This is a genomic window from Lysobacter terrestris (assembly GCF_014489475.1).
Lineage (GTDB): Bacteria > Pseudomonadota > Gammaproteobacteria > Xanthomonadales > Xanthomonadaceae > Agrilutibacter > Agrilutibacter terrestris.
In genome coordinates this window covers 2,594,459-2,616,968 of the sequence record NZ_CP060820.1, presented here as the reverse complement: position 1 = coordinate 2,616,968, position 22,510 = coordinate 2,594,459, and the positions used below count along the sequence as shown (strand labels likewise).

The following is a 22,510-nucleotide window of genomic DNA, read 5'->3' as shown; positions in this document are numbered from 1 at the left end:
CGTACGGCCCCTTTCCCTCACCTCGGCTACACTTCCGCCCTTCACCGGCCGCGGCCAACGCATGAACCCGAACTACCTCGACTTCGAACAACCCATCGCCGACCTGGAAGCCCGCATCCAGGAAGTGCTGCATGCCAGCCATGGCCCTGCGGTCAATGTCGATGCCGAAGTGCACGCGCTGCGCGAAAAGCTGCGCCTGCGCACCGCCCACATCTTCCGCGACCTGACCCCGTGGCAGGTCTCGCAGCTGTCGCGCCATCCGTCGCGACCGTACACGCTCGACTACCTGCGCGTGATCTGCGACGAGTTCCAGGAACTCGCCGGCGACCGCGCCTTCGCCAACGACAACGCCATCGTCGGCGGCCTCGCCCGCATCGACGGTCGCAGCGTCGTGGTCATCGGCCACGAAAAGGGCCGCGACACCAAGGCCAAGGTCCGCCGCAACTTCGGCATGCCCAAGCCCGAGGGTTACCGCAAGGCGCTGCGCCTGATGAAGCTGGCCGAACGCTTCCGCCTGCCGATCCTCACCTTCATCGACACCGCCGGCGCATGGCCGGGCATCGATGCCGAGGAGCGTGGCCAGTCCGAAGCGATCGCGCGCAACCTGCTGGAGATGTCGGAACTCAAGGTGCCGATCATCTGCACCGTGATCGGCGAAGGCGGCTCCGGCGGCGCGCTCGCCATCGGCGTCGGCGACCGCACGCTGATGCTCGAATACAGCACCTACTCGGTGATCACCCCGGAAGGCTGCGCCTCGATCCTGTGGAAGACGGCGGAGAAGGCCAAGGACGCCGCCGAGCAACTCGGCATGACCGCCAAGCGCCTGAAGGACCTCGGCCTGATCGACAAGATCGTGCGCGAACCCATCGGCGGCGCGCACCGCAATCCCACGCAGATGGCCAAGCGCCTGAAGGCCGTGCTGTTGAACGAGTTGGACGCGCTGGAGAACGTCCCGGTGCCGGAACTGCTCGATCGACGCTACAAGCGCCTGCGCAGCTACGGGGCGTACGAGGCGGCCTGATTACTGCCGCCGCATTAGCGATACGAGAAAGCCGCCGGTTCGTCACCGGCGGCTTTTTTCATGCCACTGCGTCACTTCTTCGAAGCGACTTCGCCGGGCGGCGCATCCCCCGCCCGCACCGCCAGCGGCCGCACGTCGTTGACCAGGTGCATGAGGAACAACCCCGGCTGCTCCTGCATCATCATGTGCGCCGAGTCCTCGAACCAGAACATCCGCTTCAGCGGTGCCTGCAAGGCATCGAACCAGCGCGCGGCCACTTCGAACGACGTCGTGTAGTCGTGCCGGCCGTTGAAGATGAAAATCGGGCAGCCGAAGCGGGTGTTGCCGCCGAAGTCGACCTGCTCCATCGCCGGCAGCAGGTAGCCCAGCGAGTACAGCCCGCCGTGGTCGATCGCCTGCAGTTCCGCGTTGCTGTAGTCGGGCGACAACTTGCGCGCATCGTCGAACGGCTTGAACTCGCTGCGCCCCCACGCGAGCCCGCCGTAATGCATGGTCCACGTGCGCTGCGCGCCGATGCGTTCGAGGGTGAGGCGGCCCGGCGGTCCCGGATACGGCGCCAGCGCTTCCAGTTCGCGGATGGCCTGCGTGTTGCCCTCCGCACGCGCGCGTCCGAGCGCCCAGCGGTAGCCGATCGCCTCGCTCTGCGCCATGTCGGCGATCTGGCCCGCGCCCAGGTAGGCATGCAGCCATTGCGGATGGCGACGCGCGATCTCCTCACCGACGATGCTGCCCCATGAATGGCCGAGGACGAAGATCTTCCGCTTGCCGTAGGTGGCCATGAGGTAGCGGATCATCTCTTCCGCATCGGCGACCATGCCGTCGATGCTCATGCGCGGCGCCATCGCGGCGGGCGTGTTCGCGGCGAAGGTCTTGCCCGCGCCGCGCTGGTCCCACTGCACGACGGTGAAGAAGTCCTCCCACGGCCGCTGGTAGCCGTAGGACTCCACCATCTCCACCGAACCCGGGCCGCCGTGCAGGTACAGCAGGATCGGATTGCGGCGGTCGTTGCCGCGCACCGAGATCCATTGGCGGATGCCGCCGATCTCGACCTGCTTGAGTTCCTCGACCCCGTTCGGCGACAGGACCTTGCGGCTCTGCGCGATGATCGCGCGCGCCGCGTCCTGGCCGAACGGCCTTGCCGCGGCCACCACGTCGGCCGCATGGACGGCCCCCGCCGAAACCGCCAACAACATCGACAGCACGCATCCGGACAAACGCATGGGCCAACTCCATGGGGATTGCGCCCATTGTCGCGAAGGCGCCCGCGCCCATTGCGTGCCATGCGTCACTGCAACCCTTGCGGCCCGTGCCGCAACGCGCCCGGCTGCGTCGCCGCGCTACGATGCGGCGATGGATTCCACGCCGCTCCTGACCGCTTCGGTGCTGCCCACGGGCGGCGCGCTCGTGGTCGGCCTGAGCGGCGGGCTGGATTCGGTCGTGCTGCTGCACGCACTGGCCGCATTGCCGGAAGTGCGCCAACGCGGGCTGCGTGCCGTGCACGTCCATCACGGCCTGCACGCGGACGCCGATGCCTGGCAGCGCTATTGCGAGCACGCGTGCGCGCAACTGCAGGTAGCGCTGCAAAGCGTACGCGTCGCCGTCGTGGCCGCGGGCGAAGGGCTGGAAGCCGCCGCGCGCCACGCGCGGCATGCCGTATTCGCCGACGCGCTCGCAGCCGACGAGGTGCTGGTCCTCGCCCACCACCGCGACGACCAGGCCGAGACCTTCCTGCTACGCGCGCTGCGCGGCTCGGGCGTCGACGGCCTGGGCGCCATGCGTCCGTGGCGACGGTTCGCCCACGGCTGGCTGTGGCGCCCCCTGCTCGATCGCCGGCGCGACGAACTCCACGCCTACGCGAACGCGCACGGCCTGCAATGGGTGGAAGACCCGAGCAACGCCGACGCCCGCTTCGATCGCAACTTCCTACGCGCTCAACTACTGCCGCTGCTGCGCGAGCGCTGGCCGCACGCCGAGGCGGGCCTGGCCGCGGCGGCGGACCTGTGCGCACAAGCCGACACCCTGCTGGCCGCGGAGGACGCCCGTTGCCTCGCGATGGCACGCACCGCCGATGCGCACGTGCTCGCACGCGACGCCCTGTGCGCACTGCCTGCGGAGCGGCGCGCACGCGTCCTGCGCCTGTGGATCCGCGAACTCGCCCTGCCGCCCCTGCCCGCCGAAGGCATCGCACGCATCGAAGCCGAGATCCTGCCGGCGCGCGCCGATGCCGAACCCCGCTTCCGCTGGCAGCGCGCCGAAATCCGCGCGTGGCGCGACCTGCTGCACGCCGGCCAGGCGCAGCAGCCGCTCGCCGCCGATTGGCGCCAACCCTGGGATGGCACGACACCCCTGGCGCTGCCGGACGGTTCACGGCTGTCCCTGTCGGGAAGCCGCGGCTTCGAAACGGCCGTCGTCGTCCACGCACGCCAGGGCGGCGAACGCATCGTCCTGCCCGGACGCGCGCACAGCCATGCGCTCAAGCACGTGCTGCAGGACCTGGGCATCCCCGCGTGGGTCCGCGAGCGCCTGCCGCTGCTGTCGGATGCGGCCGGAGAGCTGCTCGCCGCCGCCGACCTGGCGTATTCGGCCGGCTTCGACGCCTGGCTGCGCGAACGCGGCGCACGCTTGCACTGGCAACGCGATTGACCCGCCCGCACCCGGCCCTCAAACTTTCCACCATGGCCGCCCGCAAACCCGACAAAGACACGTCCGCCGCTTCGCCCTCCGCGACGAATGACGTAGCCGATTTCGAGCAGTCCCTGGACTCGCTCGAGCAGCTGGTCGAACAGATGGAGCGCGGCGACATGAGCCTGGAGGATTCGCTCGCGGCCTACGAACGCGGCGTCGGCCTCTACCGCCGCTGCCAGACCGCACTGGAACAGGCAGAGCTGCGCGTGCGCCTGCTCAGCGATCCGCAGGACCCCGGCAGCGCCGAGCCGTTCGCAGCGCCCGATGCCTGATCCGCTTTTCCAGCATTGGCGCGTACGCGTCGATGCCGCGCTGACGCGCGCCCTACCCGATCCGACGACCTCGCCGCAGCGCCTGCACGCCGCGATGCAGCACGCCGTACTGCTGGGCGGCAAGCGCATGCGTCCGCTGCTGGTGTACGCCAGCGGCGCGTTGTGCGGCGCGAATGAAACAGCGCTCGATGCCCCGGCGGCCGCGGTCGAACTGATCCACGCCTATTCGCTGGTCCACGACGACCTGCCGGCGATGGACGACGACGCGCTGCGCCGCGGCCAGCCCACCGTGCATGTCGCCTTCGACGAAGCCACCGCGATCCTCGCCGGCGATGCACTGCAGTCACTGGCGTTCGAAGTCGCCGCGCAGGCGCCGGTCGCGGATGGCATCCGCGTGGAACTGCTGCGCACGCTCGCGCAGGCCTCGGGCGTGGCGGGCATGTGCGGCGGCCAGGCGCTGGACATCGATGCCACGGGCACCCGGCTCGGCGTCGAAGCGCTCGAACGCCTGCATGCGCTCAAGACCGGCGCGCTGATCCGCGCATCGGTGCGCATGGGCGCGCTGTGCGGCGGCGCCGATGCCGACCGGTTGCAGGCCCTCGATCGCTATGCCGCGGCGCTGGGCCTGGCCTTCCAGGTCCGCGACGACATCCTCGACGTCGAAGGCGACAGCGCCACGCTCGGCAAGACCGCGGGCAAGGACGTGGCCCAGGACAAGGCGACGTTCCCGGCGCTGATCGGACTGGATGCCTCGCGCCTGCGCCTGCAGGAACTCGCCGACGCGATGCGCACCGCGCTCGCCCCCTTCGGCGATCGCGCCGACGCGCTGGCTGCGCTCGGGCGCATGGCGATCGAACGCGATCGCTGATCGCGTCCCGCAGAATCACAGCTCCCGAAAACAGGAACGCCGGCACTGGGCCGGCGTTCCTGCATGCAATGGCGCAACCCTCAGCTGATCAGGCGCAGGGTGAAGGGATAGCGGTACGCCACGCCCTTGTTCGCCTCGATGCAGGCGAGGATGGTCAGCACCAGCCAACCCACGGCGACGACCGCGAGCAGCAGGAAGCCGATCACCACGAAGATCAGGATGCCGCTGATGATCGCCGCGATGGCGACGGTGATGTTGAAGTTCAGCGCTTCCTTGCCCTGGTCCGCGACGAACGGCATGGTGTCCTTCTTGATCAGCCACACGATCAGCGGACCGATCACGTTCCCGAAGGGAATGAAGAAGCCGGCCAGCGACGACAGGTGGGCGAGCATGCCCCAGGTCTTCTCTTCCGCAGAGATATCGTTCATTGCTTTCCCCTAGCAGGGCAGCCGATGGCTGCCGGACGAATGGTGCCGGCACTGTCCCGCGCCCATCCGGCACTGTCAAGGCGCGCGGCTCAGCTTTCGCCGGCGACCGTCATGCGCCCGACCAGGATGGATCCGGTGCGGATGTGCGAACGCGGATCGATGTCGGTGCCCACCGCTTCGATCGCGCCGAACATGCCGCGCAGGTTGCCGGCGATGGTGATGCCATCGACCGGGAACGCGATCGCTCCGTCCTCGATCCAGAAGCCGGCCGCGCCGCGCGAATAGTCGCCGGTCACGGTGTTCACGCCCTGCCCCATCAGCTCGGTGACCAGCAGGCCACGGCCCATCCCGCGCAGCATCGCATCCAGGTCGCCGGCATTCGCCGCCACCTGCAGGTTGTGCACGCCGCCGGCGTTGCCGGTGCTGCGCAGGCCGAGCTTGCGCGCCGAATAGCTGCCGAGCACGTAACGCTGCAGCACGCCCGCGCTCACCAGCGGCGCCTCGCGGGTGGCCACGCCTTCGGCATCGAAGGCGGACGAGCGCAGGCCGCGGCGCAGGAACGGCAGTTCGTCGATCGCGAACCATTCCGGAAACAGCTGCGTCCCCGCGCTGTCGACCAGGAAGCTGGCCTTGCGGTACAGCGCGCCGCCCGACACCGCGCCGATCAGGTGACCGATGAGCGAGCGCGCGACTTCCGCCGCGAACACGACCGGGTATTCGCCCGTGGGCACCTGCCGCGGCGCGAGCCGCGATACCGCGCGCTCGGCGGCGCGGCGGCCGATGGCGGTGGCGGCCTCGAGGTCTTCGGCGGCGAGCGCGTAGCTGTACCAGCCGTCGCGCTGCATCGCGTCGCCGCGACCGGCGATCAGGGCGCAGCCGATGCTGTGGCTGGTGCTGCGCTCGCGGCCGAGGAAGCCGTGCGAATTGGCGTACACGCTCAGGCTGCTGCCGCTGCCAAGCGAGGCGCCGTCCGAATTCTCCACGCGCCGGTCGACGTCGCGGCCCGCGGTCTCGCAGGCCAGGGCGAGGTCGATGGCGTGGTCGGCCTCGATCGCCCAGGGGTGCCAGCCGTCGAATTCGCGCAGGTCGGTCGCCATCAGCTCGCGATCGGCGAGCCCGGCCGCGGCGTCGTCCTCGGTGTGGCGCGCGATCGCGCAGGCCTGCTCGACCGTGGCATCCAGGCTGTCCTCGCGCAGGTCCGCGGTGCTGGCGCTGCCCTTGCACTGGCCGAAGTAGACGGTGACGGCGATGCCGCGGTCGCGCGTGGCCTCGACCGTCTCGACTTCGCCCATGCGCACGTTGACGGTCAGGCCGGTCTCTTCCGAGCTCGACACCTCGGCCTGGCTGGCACCGCGCGCCCGGCAACGATCGAGTAGGCGCTGGGCGATGTCGGCAAGGCGGTCCAGGCGGGCCTGGCTGTCGTCGTTGACGGAGGCGATGGTGGTGTTCAATGCCTTATCCTTTGATTTGTTGCGCCGGGCGTGCCCGGCCTGTGTTTTCGAGCGTGCCGGCCGGACCGGCACCTACAGCAATGGTGGTGTGCAATGCGTGGTCGTGACGACGAAACCGGTGAATTCCTCAGCCCCAGCCGCAGCCAGAACCGGCGCGACGCGCTGGAGGTGCTGGCGCTGGGCGAGAAGCTGGTCTCGCTGACCGAGGCGCAGCTGGCCAAGCTGCCGGTGCCCGAATCGCTGCTGCCGCACATCCGCGAGTGCAAGCGCATCACCGCGCAGATTGCGCACAAGCGCCAGCTGCAGTTCCTGGCCAAGCAGATGCGCCGCGAGGACGACGAGGTGCTGGAAGCGATCCGCGACGCGCTCGACGAGAAGGGCGAAGCCGCGCGGCGCGAAACCGCGGCGATGCACCGCGTCGAGGCCTGGCGCGAGAAGCTGCTCGCCGAAGGCGACGCGGCGCTGGCGCAACTGCTCGACGAATACCCGCGCGCCGACCGCCAGTCGCTGCGCCAGCTGGTGCGCAACACGCTGGAAGAGCGCAAGCGCAACAAGCCGCCGCGCGCGTTCCGCGAGCTGTATCGCGAACTGCGCGAATTGCTGGTTGGCGATGCGCAGGCCGATGAGCAGGGCCCGGGCGACGACGGACTCGACGACGACGATTTCGACGACAGCCGGGACACCTGATGCCATCATCCCGGCGCAAGCCGGGACCCGGTCCTTGGACAGCTGGCGACGCGGCTCAATCATCTAGCGGCACCCGGCGAAAAACTGGATCCCGGCTTGCGCCGGGATGACGAGCAAATGCATTGCTGGTCACGCATCCCGAATCCGAACGCACCAATCGCGGTCATCAAGCCTGCGTGCCGCCCACCGTGATCGCCTCGATCAGCAGCGAGGGCTGGCCCACGCCGACCGGAACGCTCTGCCCGTCCTTGCCGCACACGCCCACGCCTTCGTCCAGGGCGAGGTCGTGGCCGATCATCTTCACCCGCTGCATGGTTTCCGGGCCGTTGCCGATCAGCGTCGCGCCCTTCACCGGTGCGGTGATCTTCCCGTCCTCGATCAGGTAGGCCTCGGTCGCCGAGAACACGTACTTGCCCGAGGTGATGTCGACCTGGCCACCGCCGAAGTTGACCGCGTACAGGCCCTTCTTCACCGAGCGGATCATTTCTTCCGGATCGTGCGTACCGGCGAGCATGTAGGTATTGGTCATGCGCGGCATCGGCAGGTGCGCAAAGGATTCGCGGCGGCCGTTGCCGGTGGGCGCCATGCCCATCAGGCGCGCGTTGAGCGTGTCCTGCATGTAGCCGACCAGCACGCCGTCTTCGATCAGCGTGGTGCAATGGGTCGGCGTGCCTTCGTCGTCGACGTTGAGCGAACCACGGCGGCCCGGCAACGTACCGTCGTCGACGATGGTGACGCCCGGCGAGGCCACGCGCTGGCCGATGCGCCCCGCATACGTCGAGGTGCCCTTGCGGTTGAAGTCGCCTTCCAGGCCGTGGCCCACCGCTTCGTGCAACAACACGCCGGGCCAACCCGAACCGAGCACCACCGGCATGACGCCGGCCGGTGCGTCGATGGCTTCGAGATTCACCAGCGCCTGGCGGATGGCTTCCTTGGCCAGTGCTTCGGGCTTGCCGCCGCCGAGCAGTTCCGCGTACGAGTAACGGCCGCCACCGCCGGCATAACCGCTTTCGCGGCGGCCGTTCTGCTCGACGATCACCTGCACGTTGAAGCGCACCAGTGGGCGCACGTCCGCGGCGAGCACGCCGTCGCTGCGCGCGACCAGCACGGTATCGACACCGCCGGACAGGCTCACGATCACCTGCTGCACGCGCGGGTCGGCGGCGCGCACGTAGCGATCGATGCGGCGCAGCGCCTCGACCTTTTCCTCGTTGCCGAGCGAATCGATCGGGTCCTCGCTCGAATACAGGGCGCGGCCGTTGCCACGGGCCAGCGAACGCGCGTTCTGCACCGAACCGTCGCGGGCGATGGCACGCGCCGACTTCGAAGCTTCCAGCAACGCCGCCGTATTGATTTCATCCGAATAGGCGAAGCCGGTCTTCTCGCCGCTGATCGCGCGCACGCCCACGCCCTGTTCGATCGAATGCGCGCCTTCCTTGACGATGCCGTCCTCCACCGTCCAGCTCTCGCGGCGCGCGTGCTGGAAGTAAAGATCGCCGAAGTCGACGCCCGGCCCCAGCAGCGTGCCGAAGGCGCGTTCGAGGCCGTCGGTGTCGAGGCCGGCTGGCAGCAGGAGGCGGGATTCGGCGAGCTGGATCGGAAGGGTCATCAGGAAACCGGAAAATAAGAAAAGGCGGGAACACCCGGAAAGGCGCGGCCCAGGGGCTAGCCCTCGGGCCATCATGGACCAGATGGTGGTCCGCCGGCGCGAACCCAAGCGGCCGCTCAGCCGGCCGGCGGTCGCAGCGAGGCCTCGACGCGGCCCTGTTCGCGTGAAATCACCTCGACCTTCGGTTCCTTCCAGGGCCCGGTGACGCGGTAGGTCTTGGCGGCCATGGAGCCGATCGGCTTGCTCAGGACCACGTTGGCGGCCGCGCCGATCGCCGCCCCCACCGGGCCGCCGGCCACCGCGCCGATTGCGGTGAGCAGGTTGCCGGCCTTGGGCCGCACCTCGATGGTCTGGTCGAAGCTCTGCGCGTGCAGGTTGGCGGTGCCGCTGATGTCGATCGTCGCCGCGGGACCGTCGATCAGCAGCTTGTCGCTGCGCGCCTGGCCGTTGCCGAAGCGCACCGTGCCCTTCATCTCGTTGAACGCGAAGCCCTTGGAGAAGAAGTCGCGGAAGTCGAGGGTCAGGCGCTTGGGCAGCTGCGCCAGGCTCAACAGGCCGAGCACGCGGCCGGCGCCGGGTTCGATCTCCAGCAGGCGGCCTTCGCGTGCGTCGAGCTGCAGGCTGCCTTCCAGTCCATCGAGCCGGAAGGCCACCGGGCTGCCCGGCCAGCCGGCATCGAACTTCACCGTGCCCTCGCCGCCGCCCAGCCGCTTGCCCATGCCGAACCCGGCCAGCAACGCGCCGAAGTCGTCGCTGCCGATGTCGACCTTGAGCCGCGTGTTCGCCGCCGCGCCGCGACCGGTCCAGTCGCCGCTGAGGTCGATGCGGTGCTTGGGCGCGCGCGTCTGCAGCTGTTCGATGCGCATGCCGGCCGCGGTCGGGCGCGTGCGCACCTTCGCCTCGCCCAGGCGCGCATCGCCCAGGCGCAGCTCGTCCATGTCGATGGTGAGCGCGGGGATATTGGCGGGATCGATGTCGTCGCCGGTACTGGTCGCGCGCGCCGTCGAGGCCGCGGGAGCCGTGGATTCGGAATCGGTACCGCCCGCCGCCGTGGTCGCCGCGCGCCAGTACACCCGTTGCATGCGCCCAGCGATCGCTTCGTTCGCGCTGGCCGGCACCAGCAGCGCGCCCTCGAGCGCGGCGCCTTCCGCCTGGATCGCGATCGCGCCGCGTGCCGCGGGCGCGACGACCACGCGCGTGTCCGGGAACGTGCCGCCCAGCAACTGCAACCGGTGCGCGGTCACGTCGATGCGCTGCAGCGGCAGCTTGCTGCCGCCTTCGCCGCCGCGGGTGAGCGCGATCCAGTCGATCGCGTCGAGCGTCTCGGCGCGGCCGCTGGCGACGAGGCCCGACGCCGGTGCGGCCTCGTCCACGCGGCTCGCGCCCAGCGCCACGCGCACGCCGGTCGCGCCGTTGCCGCTGCGCGCGCGCAGCGCCATGACGTTGCCGAAACCGACCAGGATGTCGCCGCTGCCCAGCGGCAACGGCGTCTCGATCGTGGTCGCCAGCGCCGCGCCGGCCGCCTTGCGCATCGGCGCGGGCAGCGAGAGCGCGGTGCCGACCAGGTTCGAATCCAGTTTCAGCAGGGTCGGTGCGGGCTTGCCCGGCGCCGACTTCGGGATGGCGATGCCCACCGTCCAGGTGGAGCGTCCCGCGAGGTAGGGCTTGATCCAGGCCATGTCCTCGGCGCGGTCGATCAGCTCCGCGGCCCCCATGCTCGCGTCGAGCCCGGCTTCGAACACATGCGCGGCATTGCGCACGTAGTCGCTGCCCGCGCGCAGCGAGAGCTTGCCGGGTTCGCCTTCGTGGCGCACCGCGAGATCCTCGGCCTTGAAGCCGCCGCGCGAATACACCGCGGTGCCGTTGACCTGGTCGAAGGCCAGCTTCCAGCGTGGATCGGCGAGCCGTGCGTTCTTCAGCCCGACCGTGCCGTCGATCGACATCTCCTTGCCGTGCTGCAGCGGCAGTTCCAGGCCGAAGCCGACATCGGCCGGCCCGCTGGCGCGGACGTTGGCGAACGTGTCGGCGTGTTCCTTCTGCAGCGGGCTCTGCTTGAGCACGGTGAGCAGCTGGTTGGCATCGCCGTTGCCCTCGGCCTTCACCGTCAGCGCACCGCCGCGGTAGTCGTCGATGTCGGCGTGGATGCGGCGGATGCCGACTTCGCCCAGGCGGCCGGTGCCGTCCACGTCGAAGCCGATGCCGGTGAAGCGCGTGTCCGCTTCGAGCCCCTGGGCCGCCGGCCAGCCTTCGTTGAAGCGGATGGTCGCGTCGCGGATGCGGCCGGTCGCTTCGAACAGGCCGGTGTTGTCGCGGAACGGCCAGTCGTCCAGGTCGCCCGAGATCACCGCGCGGCCGTCGGTCACGGTGCCCGCCACCAGCGCCGTGTCCAGCCAATGCACGGCGGTCGGCGCCATGTCCTTGCGCAGCCAGAAGCTCTTGGCCACCGGCACGGCGGTGTCGTCGATTTCGGCGGCGATGTCGATCCATGGCCGCGTGGCGTCGCCCTGCCACCACAGGCCACCGCGCGCATTGGCGCCGTAGCTGCCGTACTGCGTGCGCGCATCGATGCGCAACGCCGTCGTGGCGACGCGCCAGCCCGCGCCTTCGCGCCAGCCGCCGGCTTCGCCGCGCAGCTTCAGCGTGTGGACGACGCCGAAGCCTTCCGGCCAGTCGAAGCGCACCTCCGCACGGGGATCGAAGCGCAGGGTGAAACCGTCGCCGTCGCCGTCGATCGCGCCGCCGAGCCCGTGCACACCCGGCGACTTGCCGACCGGATCGAAACCGAGGTCGCTGATGCCGGCATGCGCACGCAACGCACCGCCGCGTCGACCGGCGACTTCGACATCGCGCAACACCGCGCTGGGCTTGGCCGCCTGCAGCCAGCGGCGCAGACCCGGCGACAGGCTGTCACTCAGTGCGAGCGCGGCGAACAGCGGGCCGGCATCGACCTCGCGCGCCTGCACCGCGTAGTTCTCCCCGCCGGCGACCAGCAGCCCGTCCAGCTTCTGCAACGTGTCGGCGCGGCCGATGCGCAGGCGCGATGCGTCCACGCGCCAGCCCCCCTTGACCAGCCGGTAAGCCGCATTGGCCTCGACGTGGTCGAAGCGGCGGCGCGGTGGCGCGGCAGCCGTGCCGGCATCGATGGGATTGCCGCGCAGGACCACGCCGTCGAGCTTGGCGTCGAGGGTGATGCCAGCGATGCGCTTGTCGCGCAGCACCGCCCAGGCTTCGGCACGGCCGACGCCGCTTTCGACGGCGATGCCGTGCGCACGCAACAACGACGACCACGCCGCGAGATCCACGCGCTTGGCGCCCGCGTAGACGCGGCCATCGCCCTTGCTGCGGTCGAAGTCCACCACCGCATCCAGCGGCGTCCCGTCCAGGTGCGGCCATGCGCGCACGCCGGCCCGCACGCGCTTGCCGTCGACGCGCAGGCGCAGGTGCGCCCTGGGGATGCGCGCATCGATGCCGAGCGACGGCGCGATCACGGCGAGCTTGCCGCCGATCACCTGCAACTCGCCCAGGCCTTCCAGCGCGGAGAACGGATCGCTGCCCGCCTGCTGCTGCCCGGGCAGGCCGCGCACCTGCCAACGACCGTCGGCGGCGCGTTCCAGGGTGAGGTCGAGCCCGCGCAGGCGCAGTTCGGAAAACGCGTGCCCCGGCAGCAGGCCGGCGTACACCGAAACCAGCATCTCGGTGTCGCCGACGGTGAAGGCGCGCGCGCCCTCGCCGATGCGCAGGTTGTCGAGCTTCAGCAACGGGCCGCGGCGCGTCCACGCGGTCTCGACGCGATCGAACGCCACCGGCCGGCCGGCACGCTCGCTGAGCCACGCGGCGATGCGCTCGGGATGGCGTTCGGCCAGCGGCAGCACCTGGCTCGCCGCGCCCAGCAGCACGGCGATCAGCACCAGCACGATGGCCGCCGTGTACACGGCACCACGGCGGGCCATGCGCAGGCGGCGGCGCAGGGGGGTGGGCATCAGCGTCGCGCTCCGCGCGCCGCTGACGGGATTCGGGATTGGGGATTGGGGATTCGGCAAACCAGGATCAGGTCTTCGCTTTGGCGAATCCCGCATCCCGAATCACGAATCCCGGCTTCACAGCAGCACGACATCGAACTGCTCCTGCGCGTACTGCTCTTCGGCCTGGAAGCGGATCGACTTGCCGAGGAATTCCTCCAGTTCCGCCACCGACGCGGATTCCTCGTCGGTGATGCGCGCGACGACCTTCGGCGAGGCGATCACCAGCAGGCGCGCGGCGTCGAACTGGCGCACCTGGCGGACGATCTCGCGGAAGATTTCGTAGGTCACTGTTTCCGGCGTCTTCAGCGTGCCGCGGCCGCCGCATTCGTGGCAGGCCTCGCTGAGCTGGCGCTCCAGGCTCTCGGTGGTGCGCTTGCGCGTCATCTCGACCAGGCCCAGCGGCGAGAACTCGTACACCGTGGTCTTGGCGTGGTCGCGGGTCAGCGACTTCTCCAGCTGCCGCAGGACCTGCCGCTTGTGCTCGGCGTCGGTCATGTCGATGAAGTCGATGATGATGATGCCGCCAAGGTTACGCAGGCGCAGCTGACGGGCGACCGACTGCGCGGCCTCGAGGTTGGTCCGATAGACGGTTTCCTCGAGGTTGCGCTGGCCCAGGAATGAACCGGTGTTCACGTCGATCGTGGTCATCGCCTCGGTCTGGTCGATGACCAGGTAGCCGCCCGACTTCAGCGGCACTTCCTTGTCCAGCGCGCGCTGGATCTCGTCCTCGACGCCGTACAGGTCGAAGATCGGGCGCGCGCCGGTGTAATGCTCGATCTTCTCGGCCAGGCCCGGCATGTACTGCGCGGCGAAGGTCTTCAGGCGTTCGCAGGTCTCGCGCGAATCGACCTTCACCTTCTCCACGTCCTTGCGCATCAGGTCGCGCACGGCGCGCAGCGGCAGGCTGAGGTCTTCGTACACGCACTGGCCGACCTTGGCGCTCGCGGACTTCTCCTCGATCAGCTGCCAGGCGCGGTTGAGGTAGGCAATGTCTTCGCCCAGCGCCTCTTCCGGCTGGCCTTCGGCATTGGTGCGGACGATGTAGCCGTGCTGCGCTCCGGCCGGGGATTGCGTGCTGACGTGCGACTTCAGGCGTGCGCGCTCGGCTTCGTCCTCGATGCGCGCCGACACACCCACCACGCGGTTGCGCGGCAGCAGCACGAGGTAACGCGAGGGGATGCTCAGCTGCGTGGTCAGGCGCGCGCCCTTGCTGCCGATCGGGTCCTTCACCACCTGCACGATGATGTCCTGGCCTTCGCGCAGCAGCTCGGCGATCGGCCGCGTCGGCGTCGGCGGCAGCGGGGCGGCATCGCCCTCGCCTTCGCCCGCGACGACCTGGGCCGGCTTGACGATGTCGGCGGCGTGCAGGAACGCGGCGCGATCCAGGCCGATCTCGACGAACGCCGCCTGCATGCCCGGCATCACCCGCTGCACGCGGCCCTTGTAGATGTTGCCGACCACGCCGCGGCGCCAGCCGCGCTCGATGTGCAGCTCCTGCAGCATGCCGTTCTCGACCACGGCGACGCGGGTTTCGCGCGGGGTGACGTTGACCAGGATCTCTTCGGTCATGGCGTGGCCACCGGCGCGGCTTCCGCGGGCATGGGTTCGAGCCCGAACTGGCGCAGCAGCTGCGCGGTCTCGTGCACCGGCAGGCCCATCACCCCGGAGTAACTGCCGCCCAGGCGGGTGATGAAGGTTTCGGCGAAGCCCTGGATCGCATACGCGCCGGCCTTGCCCTGCCACTGGTCGCCGGCGAGGTAGCCGGCGATCTGCGCTTCGGTGAGCGCGGTAAAGGTGACGTCCGAAATCGACACGGTCTGCAGTTCGCGCGCGGGCGACACCAGCGACACCGCGGAGATGACCTGGTGCGTGCGTCCCGAGAGCTTGCGCAGCATCGCCGCGGCGTCCTCGGCATCGCGCGGCTTGCCGAAGACCTCGTCGTCGAGCACCACTTCGGTATCACTGCCCAGCACCAGCGCGGCCGGGTTGCCCATCACCTTGAGCAGGCCGGCGCCCGCCTTCTCGCGCGCGACGCGGCGCACGTAGTCCTCGGCCGGCTCGCCCGGGGCGCGCTGCTCGGGCACATCGAGGTCGATGATGCCGAACGGCAGGCCCAGGCGGCCCAGCAGTTCGCGCCGGCGCGGCGATTGGGAGGCGAGATAGAGCATCGGATCCTTGTGGCCAACGCGGCCTCGAGGGCGCGTGGCGGGAAAATTCGCGAGGCCTGAAGGATAACCCGGGCTGACTGGACCCCACCCGGGCCGGGATCACGTAACCCTGCCCCGGCTCACGGATCGTTTACCGTACCCGCGCACAGTGCCCTGCACGCTGGCGCTTCCCCCAGTCCAACAAGGAGTCAGACCCATGCCCCAGTCGCTGTCCCGCCTTGCCCTGCGCCCGCTTGCGCTGGCTGCCTTCCTCACCCTTGGAGCCTGCTCGCCGATGTCCTCGAATGCCCAGACCACGCCCTTCGTCGCCACCGACGGCACCCTGCTGAACGTTTCGGCGCAGGGTGAAGCCAGGCGCGTGCCGGACATCGCGCGCATGTCCACCGGCGTGGTCACCCGCGCCACCGATGCCAACGCCGCGATGCGCGCCAACGCCGAGCAGATGGCCAAGGTCGTCGCCGCGATCAAGGCCGCCGGCATCGCCGAGAAGGACGTGCAGACCAGCGGCATCAACCTCAACCCGACCTACCAGTACCGCGACAACCAGCCGCCGACGATCACCGGTTACGAGGCCAACAACACGGTCAGCATCACCGTCCGCGACGTCACCAAGCTGGGCAAGATCCTCGACACCCTGGCCGCGGTGGGCGCCAACCAGATCAATGGCCCCAGCTTCGACGTCGACAAGAAGGACGAGGCCCTGGACGAGGCGCGCCAGAAGGCCATCGCCAGCGCGCAGGCACGCGCGGAGATGTATGCGAAGACACTGGGCATGAAGGTGCGCCGAATCGTCAGCATCAGCGAGGGCGGCGGCTTCAGCCCACCGATGCCGATGGCGCGCGGGATGATGGCGATGAAGGCCGAAGCCGACACTTCGGTGTCGCCGGGCGAGAACACGTTGAGCGTGAACCTGGACGTGGTGTTCGAATTGGGGCGCTGAGGCGCCACGCTACTTGCGTCGTAGTGGAACAAGGGCCCGCGCAAGCGGGCCTTTTTCATGCCCAGAGCATCCCGGCCAAGTGGGCAACCAGACTTTCCTTCTCCCCGCGTGCGGGGAGTGCCGAAGGCGGAAGGGGCCGCGAGCGTTAGCGAGCAGTGCTCTGCTCCGCAGTGAAAGCGAAGGCAGCTCGCTGCGCTCGCCTCTCCTCATCTGCCCCCCCGACTAAAGCATTCGGGGGCAGGCTCTGCGGGCATCTTCTCCCCGCACGCGGGGAGAAGGAGTCACGACTTCTTGCAGCTCATCCCCAAATGCCAAACCCCAGTCGCCCGGTCGGCGCGTTGTGATCCATGCCCGACAACTTCCGGAGGTGGCACATGGTCCAGTCCCACGCCCTGCGCACGCAGCGCTTCCATTTCGGAAAGCTCGACTTCACCCGCATCTGCGGCGAGGCCGGTGCCTTCGCGATCAACGGCGCCGCACTGCTGTTGCTGCTGGCGCCGTTGAACATGCCGGTGGCGCCGCCGGCGGAGCCACAGGCCATCTACGACTACATGCCGGTCAAGCCCAAGGACAATCCCAAGCCACCGGAACCGCCTAAGCAGGTGGAAGTCGTCAAGCGCACCTCGCCCGCGCCCGCCGTGCTGCCGCAGAAGATCGAAGTGCCGCAGCCGCCGGTGTTCGAGCATGCACAGGAAGGCGACACGCAGGCACCGCCGGAGCAGGTGGCCAAGGTCGATCCGGGCCTGGGCAATTCGATCACCAAGCCGCTGGTCGGCGCGAGTCTGGAGTACGAAACCGCGCCGGCGCCGCGCTACCCGATCGAGGCGCTACGCCAGTCGCTCACCGGCACGGTCACCCTGCGCGTGCTGGTCGATGTCGACGGCCGGCCGATCGACGTGCAGATCGCGCAAAGCAGCGGCCATCGCGTCCTCGACGCTGCGGCCCGCAAGCAGGTGCTGGCGAAGTGGCGCTTCCGGCCGGCGATGCAGGACGGCCATGCGGTGCAGGCGATCGGTCTGGTTCCGGTGGTGTTCGATCTCGACCGGTAGCGTGAAAGTCGGGCGACCAAGGCCTGCTCCGGCTTGGTCGCCCGCGCCTCCCGGCATTTCTCTTCTTCTCCCCGCTCGCGGGGAGAACATGCTCGCAGCGGCTGCCCCTAATGCTTCGATCGGGGCAGATGAGGGGGCGAACGCAGCGAGCAGCCGTTGCGCGATCAGGCGCGATGGTACGGATGGTTCGCCAGCAACGCTGCGGCGCGATAGAGCTGCTCGGCCAGGACCAGCCGCACCAGCATGTGCGGCAGCGTGAGCGGGCCAAGCGACCACTGCTCGTCGGCGCGCGCGATCACCTCGGGTGCATGGCCTTCGGGGCCGCCGATCAGGAAGGCGAGGTCGCGGCCCTGGCCGCGCCAATGTTCCAGCCGTTGCGCGAGCTGCTCGGACGACCACGAGCGGCCGCGCCCGTCCAGCGCCACTACCGTGGCCTGCTTGGGCAGCGCGGACAGCACGCGCGCGCCTTCGTCCTGGGTGGCGCGTGCGGCATCGCGGCCCTTGCCGCGCAGGCCCGGCTCGATCTCCTGCAGCTCCAGCGGCAGCCAGTGCGACAGGCGCTTCTGGTACTCGCCGAAGCCCTCGGCCACCCAACGTGGCGCGCGCTCCCCCACGGCAATGAGCTTCGCTTTCATCCGCGCATGGTAGCGGACGCGATCCGATACGCGCCGCGTTGCGCTAGTGCTCCGCCGCTACGCCGGCACCTGCGCGGATGTAGCGGCGTGCGAAGGGATCCAGTTCCATGTCGCCGATGTCGGCGTAGTCGATCTCGCGCAAGCCGTCGGTCGCGGTGAACGCCACGCTCGCCGGCCGTTGCTCCAGCGTGCGCAGTTCGAGCCGGTACGCCGCCCTCCCCTTGCCGCTGCGGTACTGCGCCGGCAGGTCGGCGGCGTCGAGCCAGTCCAGTTGCACCGGCACACCGTGCACCTCGCCACGATAGCGTTGCGCTCGTGCGTTACGCAGGGCGGACACCTTCCGCGCCCCCTGCGCCTGCAGCTGCGCACGCAACGCCGGGTCGACGAGATGGCTCAGCGACAGCCATTCGGGATTGCGTCCCAACGCACGCAGGTCGCCGGGCGTGTAACTGACGATGCGCCCGTCGGCGACGAATACTTCGCGGTGGACGAGGCCATCGGCGCCGTTTTCCCAGACCCGCACCGGCTCGCCCGCCAAGCGGTATTCGACGCGGTCGTCGCTGCGCACCAGCACCAGCGTGCGATCGCCCTGGCCGTCGTGGACGCGGTATTCGGCGACCCAGGCATGTGCCTGCACCGCGCTGGAACCGGCCCACACGGGGCCGGTTCCGAACACGCAGAGCAGCAGGAGCAGTGCGCGGCGCATCACTTGCGCTTGGCCATGCCTGCCAGCAGGTCGTTCACCATCAGCGGCGGCACGATCTTCTTCTGCTTGCCGCAATTGCCGAACAGGTGGCAGAGGAAGGTGTTCACGCCCTGCTCGGACTGCGCCATCACGTGGAAGATCGTGTTCTGCTCGACCACGCCCTGGAAGGCATGCGCGCCGGGACCGCGGGCGTAGATCGCGACGTCTTCGGCGGCATGGGTTTCCGATTCCAGCGGCACGGCGGCTTCCTGCAGGAAGGCGGGCGCATTGGTCTCCACCAGCGTCAGGTCGGGACGCGGGCCAGGCACGCGGTAGCCGGGGCCGTTGGCGTAACCGAGCGTGGTGTACGGCTTGCCGTTGGCGTCCAGCGCGAGCTGGCCGTTGGTGCGCACCTTGCCGAGGATGTCGTTGCCGCGATCGGGATAGCCGGCGACGGTGAAGGTGTGGCTGTGATCAGCGGTGACGATGATCAGCGTATCGGCCGCGGACGCCTTGCTCTGCGCCACGCGCACCGCATCGGACAGTTCCACCGCGTCGGTGAGCGCGCGGAACGCGTTGCCGGCGTGGTGCGCGTGGTCGATGCGACCGGCTTCGATCATCAGGAAATAGCCCTTCTTGCCGCTGGCGTTGAGCACGTCGATGGCCTTGCCGGTCATTTCGGCCAGGCTCGGCTCCTTGCCGGCGTCGACCGGGCGGTCGTACTCGTATTCCATGTGCGAGCGCTCGAACAGGCCCAGCAGGTGCCGCGTGCTACGCGGATCGATCGCGTCGAACTGCGCCTTGTTCCAGACGAACGCCGACTGCGGATTGGCCGCCCATTCCGCGGTGAGGTTGCGGCCGTCCTTGCGACGACCCTTGCTGCCGGTGTCTTCCGGATCGGTGAAGGTGTTGGGCAGGAAGTAGCTGCGGCCGCCACCGAGCGCGACTTCGATGCCGTCGCCGAACGGGAATTCGATCAGCTGCCGCGCGATGTCCTTGCAACCGTTGGCCTTGGCCTCGGCGCTGAGCTCGGCGTCGCTTTCCCAGTCGCGGTTGGGCGTGTGCGCGTAGGTCGCGGCCGGCGTGGCATGGGTCAGGCGCGCGGTGGTCACCACGCCGGTCGCCAGGCCCATGGCTTCGGACATTTCCAGCAGCGTCGCCACGCCCTGGCCGCGCGCGGACGCGCAGTCGTTGTAGCGCGCGGTCTGGGTCACGCCGAGCACGCCCTGGTTGGTCTTGATGCCGGTCATCATCGCCGTCATGGTCGGCGCGGAATCGGCCGTCTGCCCGTCGACCGAATAGGTCTTGGACAGGCTCACGTAGGGGAAGCGCTCGAAGCTCAGCGAGTTCTCCTCGCCGGTATGGCCGTTGAGCTGGCCTTCGAGGATGCGCGCCGCGGCCACCGTCGACAGGCCCATGCCGTCGCCCACGATCAGGATGACGTTCTTCGCGGGGCGGTTATTGGGACGCTGGGTGGCGCCGTCGCGCGCGGCGCGGGCGCCGTCTTCGTACCACTGCTTCGGGCTTTCGGCAAAACTCGGCGCGGCGGCGAGCACGGTCAAGGCCGCACAAGTCAGCACAACACGGGACTGACGCATCGGGGGACTCCATCCTGTTGGAAGGCGGCCAGCCTGCGGGTTGCATGTTGCGAGCAGATTGCACGGATGCGATCCGTGCATTCCTTTTTGGCCCAGCGAGTCCCGGAACACGTGCACGCAAACGAAAACGGCGCCGTTGCCGGCGCCGTCTTTCGATCACGCCCGGATGAATCAGGCGCGGCGGCCGGCCCCGGTCTCGCCTTCGTAGTCTTCCGCCTCATGGCGCGACGGCGGCTGGTCGCCCACCGTCCACAGGCGCTCCAGCGCGTAGAACTCACGCACGCGCGGCAGCATGACGTGGACGACGACATCGCCCAGGTCGACGAGCACCCACTCGGCCTCGCGCTCGCCTTCCACGCCCAGCGGCTGGACGTCGAGGTTCTTGGCGAACTTGACCACTTCGTCGGCGATCGATTTCACGTGGCGGGTCGAGGTGCCCGATGCGATGACCATGAAATCGGTGACGCTGCTCTTGCCCCGCACGTCGATTTCGACCACGTCCCGCGCCTTGAGCTCTTCTACCGCGGCGTGCACCGTCTTGAGCAGGACTTCGGCCGGCGGCGGGGGATTGGGAAGGCGGGTCTTGATGACTTGGGCTTGGCTGGTCAAGGGTGCGGAACTCTGGGTGATTGCCGGTGAATTATAGGGAACCTGAGTCTGGCGCGGCTGTCGAGTACAACCGGTGCCGATCGATGTAGCTGGCGACGGACGGCGGCACCCAGTCCCGCCACCCCGGATCACGCGCCGCGATGCGCCGCCGCAGCGCGGTCGAGGATTCCGGGCGCAGTTCTTGCAAGGGCAGGACGGCCAGGCCGCCGGCGGGTGAATGCGCCAGTTCGGCCAGCGGGCGCCAGCGCGCGGCCGCCTCCGCGGCCACTTCCGGCGCGACCTGGCCCAGCATGTCCGGGTCGATGTGCGCGCCCGGCCGCTGCACGGCGAGGATGTGGGCCTGCGTGAACAGCTCGCGCCAGCGATGCCAGGTGTGCAGCTGCTGCAGCGAATCGCCACCGACCAGCCAGATGATCGGCTGCAGGCCGCCGGACTGCGCGCGCAGTTCCAGCAGCGTGTCGATCGTGTAGGAGGGGCCTGCGCGATGCAGCTCGCGGCGGTCCACCTTCAGCCCGGTTTCGCCCGCAGTGGCCAGGTCGAGCATGCGCGCGCGCTGCTGCGCATCGGCCTGCGTGGGCCCCTTGTGCGGCGGATCCGCCGCGGGCAGCAGGCGGACGCGCGCCTGCATCGCATCGCGCGCGGCGCGCGCCACGGCGAGGTGGCCGTTGTGCACGGGATCGAAGGTGCCGCCGTAGCAGATCATCGCCGCCATGCCGCTGCGCGCCGCTTCAGCCACGCACGGCGAGCAACCGCGCGGCACGCGGCTCGGCGACGGCGAGCAGCAGGCGCTCCAGCGCGACCCAGGCGTCATCGGGCTCCAGCCCGCGCCGCGGCCGCCCCTTGGCGATGCTGTCGACGCGGCCGGCCTGGGCCAGGAACGCGTCCCAGCGCTTGGCGTCGTGGCGTTGCAGCGCGCGACGGTACATCGGCTGCTTGGAATCCCAGACGTGCTGCGCCTTGAACGCATGGGCGAGATTGCCGGCGCGGGCCAACGCGGCGGCGGTCTGCAGCTCTTTGATCACCATGCCGAGCAGCGCCGGCACCGCCTCGCCCTCGCCACGCAGGCCACGGATCATGCGCGACACCTGCGCGCCCTGCCCGTTCATCGCCGCGTCGACCAGGCGGAACACGTCGAAACGCGCCGCGTCGGCGACGAGGTCGTCCATGCGCGCGGCATCTAGTACTTCGCCGTCGGAAAGCAGCTTGAGTTTCTCGATCTCCTGCGCGGCCGCGAGCAGGTTGCCCTCGACCCGCTCGGCCAGGCGCTGCACGGCGTCGCGATCGGCCTTGAGCCCGCGCGAACGCAGGCGCGCCTCGATCCAGCCAGGCAGCTCGTGCGGTTTCACCGGCCACGCCACCGCGACCAGGCCGATCCGGCCGATCGCCTCGCTCCACTTGCCGCCGTGCTTCTTGCTCCATTCGCCCGCGGTGACCAGCAGGGTGATGTCGCCCGGCGGGTTGGCGCAGAACTCGCCGATGATGCGCGCGCCCTCGGTGCCGGGCTTGCCGGTGGGCAGGCGCAGCTCGAACAGGCGCCTGCTGGCGAAGAGGCTGGGCGCACGGAAGCTGGACTCCATCGCGGCCCAGTCCGGCTCGCGCTGGTTGCCCTCGGCTTCGAAGATCTCGCGCTCGCTCACGCCCTGCGCGCGTGCGGCGGCGCGCACCGCGTCGGCGGCTTCCAGCACTCGCAGCGGTTCGGGCCCGGCGATGAGGTAGGCGGGACGCAGCGGCCCCGCCTGCACCTGCGCGGCCAGCTGTTCCGTCTTGAGTTCCATCGTTCCGG

The 22,510-nt window shown here is 69.6% G+C and carries 20 protein-coding genes; 7 read left to right on the top strand and 13 right to left on the bottom strand.

Annotated features, from left to right (window positions below; genetic code table 11):
* Positions 1–61: 61 nt before the first annotated feature.
* Positions 62–1,021 (top strand): acetyl-CoA carboxylase carboxyltransferase subunit alpha, encoded by a 960-nt coding sequence (locus H8B22_RS12215; protein ID WP_187711685.1) that lies wholly within the window; start codon positions 62–64, stop codon positions 1,019–1,021.
* A gap of 71 nt (positions 1,022–1,092) precedes the next feature.
* Here H8B22_RS12215 and H8B22_RS12210 read toward each other — a convergent pair whose 3' ends face one another.
* Positions 1,093–2,241 (bottom strand): alpha/beta fold hydrolase, encoded by a 1,149-nt coding sequence (locus H8B22_RS12210; RefSeq protein ID WP_187711684.1) that lies wholly within the window; start codon positions 2,239–2,241, stop codon positions 1,093–1,095.
* 130 nt (positions 2,242–2,371) lie between these two features.
* On the opposite strand from H8B22_RS12210, the gene tilS reads away from it, so the two are divergent.
* From tilS to ispA, 3 genes are read left to right on the top strand one after another with little or no spacing between them, the layout of a single operon-like run.
* A complete protein-coding gene (gene tilS / locus H8B22_RS12205; protein ID WP_187711683.1) occupies positions 2,372–3,664 on the top strand; it encodes a tRNA lysidine(34) synthetase TilS in 1,293 nt (430 codons plus the stop codon).
* A gap of 32 nt (positions 3,665–3,696) precedes the next feature.
* Positions 3,697–3,978: an exodeoxyribonuclease VII small subunit gene (locus H8B22_RS12200; protein ID WP_187711682.1), complete on the top strand. Its 282-nt coding sequence runs from the start codon at positions 3,697–3,699 to the stop codon at positions 3,976–3,978.
* Positions 3,971–4,846, top strand: a complete 876-nt coding sequence (ispA, locus tag H8B22_RS12195; RefSeq protein ID WP_187711681.1) for a (2E,6E)-farnesyl diphosphate synthase — start codon at positions 3,971–3,973, stop codon at positions 4,844–4,846. Before H8B22_RS12200 ends, ispA begins: the two co-directional genes overlap by 8 nt.
* 80 nt (positions 4,847–4,926) lie before the next feature.
* Here ispA and H8B22_RS12190 read toward each other — a convergent pair whose 3' ends face one another.
* Together H8B22_RS12190 and pmbA are read right to left on the bottom strand one after the other, a co-directional pair.
* Complete coding sequence (locus tag H8B22_RS12190; protein WP_187713642.1) at positions 4,927–5,238, bottom strand: DUF4870 domain-containing protein; 312 nt, start codon at positions 5,236–5,238, stop codon at positions 4,927–4,929.
* Between the two features lie 125 nt (positions 5,239–5,363).
* Positions 5,364–6,725, bottom strand: a complete 1,362-nt coding sequence (pmbA, locus tag H8B22_RS12185; protein WP_187711680.1) for a metalloprotease PmbA — start codon at positions 6,723–6,725, stop codon at positions 5,364–5,366.
* A 93-nt stretch (positions 6,726–6,818) separates the two neighbouring features.
* On the opposite strand from pmbA, the gene yjgA reads away from it, so the two are divergent.
* The gene (yjgA, locus tag H8B22_RS12180) at positions 6,819–7,412 is read left to right on the top strand and encodes a ribosome biogenesis factor YjgA (protein ID WP_187711679.1); all 594 of its coding nucleotides are present in this window, start codon (positions 6,819–6,821) and stop codon (positions 7,410–7,412) included.
* Between the two features lie 166 nt (positions 7,413–7,578).
* Here yjgA and tldD read toward each other — a convergent pair whose 3' ends face one another.
* From tldD to H8B22_RS12160, 4 genes are all read right to left on the bottom strand, one after another.
* Positions 7,579–9,021: a metalloprotease TldD gene (gene tldD, locus H8B22_RS12175; RefSeq protein ID WP_187711678.1), complete on the bottom strand. Its 1,443-nt coding sequence runs from the start codon at positions 9,019–9,021 to the stop codon at positions 7,579–7,581.
* A gap of 116 nt (positions 9,022–9,137) precedes the next feature.
* Entirely contained in the window at positions 9,138–13,001 is a 3,864-nt protein-coding gene (locus H8B22_RS12170) for a YhdP family protein (RefSeq protein ID WP_187711677.1), read from the bottom strand.
* A gap of 117 nt (positions 13,002–13,118) precedes the next feature.
* Positions 13,119–14,612, bottom strand: a complete 1,494-nt coding sequence (gene rng / locus H8B22_RS12165) for a ribonuclease G (protein ID WP_187711676.1) — start codon at positions 14,610–14,612, stop codon at positions 13,119–13,121.
* Positions 14,609–15,211 carry a Maf family protein gene (locus H8B22_RS12160; RefSeq protein ID WP_187711675.1) on the bottom strand — a complete coding sequence of 201 codons (603 nt, stop codon included), beginning with the start codon at positions 15,209–15,211 and terminating at the stop codon, positions 14,609–14,611. The genes rng and H8B22_RS12160 overlap by 4 nt, the downstream gene beginning before the upstream one ends.
* Before the next feature lie 196 nt (positions 15,212–15,407).
* Here H8B22_RS12160 and H8B22_RS12155 point away from each other — a divergent pair, with 196 nt between their 5' ends.
* Together H8B22_RS12155 and H8B22_RS12150 are read left to right on the top strand one after the other, a co-directional pair.
* Positions 15,408–16,151: an SIMPL domain-containing protein gene (locus H8B22_RS12155; RefSeq protein WP_187711674.1), complete on the top strand. Its 744-nt coding sequence runs from the start codon at positions 15,408–15,410 to the stop codon at positions 16,149–16,151.
* A 374-nt stretch (positions 16,152–16,525) separates the two neighbouring features.
* Positions 16,526–17,200 (top strand): energy transducer TonB, encoded by a 675-nt coding sequence (locus tag H8B22_RS12150; RefSeq protein WP_187711673.1) that lies wholly within the window; start codon positions 16,526–16,528, stop codon positions 17,198–17,200.
* Between the two features lie 164 nt (positions 17,201–17,364).
* On the opposite strand, the gene rlmH is transcribed toward H8B22_RS12150, so the two are convergent.
* The 6 genes from rlmH to holA form a co-directional block, all read right to left on the bottom strand.
* The gene (rlmH, locus tag H8B22_RS12145; RefSeq protein WP_187711672.1) at positions 17,365–17,835 is read right to left on the bottom strand and encodes a 23S rRNA (pseudouridine(1915)-N(3))-methyltransferase RlmH; all 471 of its coding nucleotides are present in this window, start codon (positions 17,833–17,835) and stop codon (positions 17,365–17,367) included.
* 43 nt (positions 17,836–17,878) lie between these two features.
* Positions 17,879–18,541, bottom strand: coding sequence for a hypothetical protein (locus H8B22_RS12140; RefSeq protein WP_187711671.1), 663 nt, complete (start codon positions 18,539–18,541; stop codon positions 17,879–17,881).
* On the bottom strand, positions 18,541–20,118 hold the full coding sequence (locus H8B22_RS12135; RefSeq protein ID WP_187711670.1) for an alkaline phosphatase: 1,578 nt from the start codon (positions 20,116–20,118) through the stop codon (positions 18,541–18,543). Before H8B22_RS12135 ends, H8B22_RS12140 begins: the two co-directional genes overlap by 1 nt.
* Before the next feature lie 171 nt (positions 20,119–20,289).
* Positions 20,290–20,727 carry a ribosome silencing factor gene (gene rsfS, locus H8B22_RS12130; protein ID WP_187711669.1) on the bottom strand — a complete coding sequence of 146 codons (438 nt, stop codon included), beginning with the start codon at positions 20,725–20,727 and terminating at the stop codon, positions 20,290–20,292.
* Positions 20,728–20,758: 31 nt separating this feature from the next.
* Positions 20,759–21,439 (bottom strand): nicotinate-nucleotide adenylyltransferase, encoded by a 681-nt coding sequence (nadD, locus tag H8B22_RS12125; RefSeq protein WP_187713641.1) that lies wholly within the window; start codon positions 21,437–21,439, stop codon positions 20,759–20,761.
* A gap of 16 nt (positions 21,440–21,455) precedes the next feature.
* Positions 21,456–22,502, bottom strand: a complete 1,047-nt coding sequence (holA, locus tag H8B22_RS12120) for a DNA polymerase III subunit delta (RefSeq protein ID WP_187711668.1) — start codon at positions 22,500–22,502, stop codon at positions 21,456–21,458.
* Between the last annotated feature and the right edge of the window lie 8 nt (positions 22,503–22,510).